General features: G+C 32.3%; 1 protein-coding gene. It reads left to right on the forward strand.

The genetic code is table 11. The features are described 5' to 3' along the window. Positions 1–35: 35 nt before the first annotated feature. A partial coding sequence (locus MKR94_RS16660) for an ATP-binding cassette domain-containing protein (RefSeq protein ID WP_241647910.1) occupies positions 36–260 on the forward strand: 225 nt, incomplete at its 3' end.

Here is a 260-nt window from a genome sequence, read left to right on the forward strand (position 1 = left end):
GAGTAAATATTGAACAGAAGGAGAGGATGATTAATATGGAAAAATATATTTTACAAACAAAAGATCTTTGTAAAGTTTTTAAAGGTCAGAATGCAGTAAACAACATTTCAATTACAGTGAAAGAGAATTCTGTGTACGGATTATTAGGGCCTAATGGGGCAGGAAAATCTACTATGTTAAAAATGTTAACAGGAATGTTACGTCCCACATCCGGGGAAATTATATTTGATAATCATCATTGGACTAGGAAGGATTTAGTG

Source organism: Rosenbergiella metrosideri (assembly GCF_022602565.1).
Lineage (GTDB): Bacteria > Pseudomonadota > Gammaproteobacteria > Enterobacterales > Enterobacteriaceae > Rosenbergiella > Rosenbergiella metrosideri.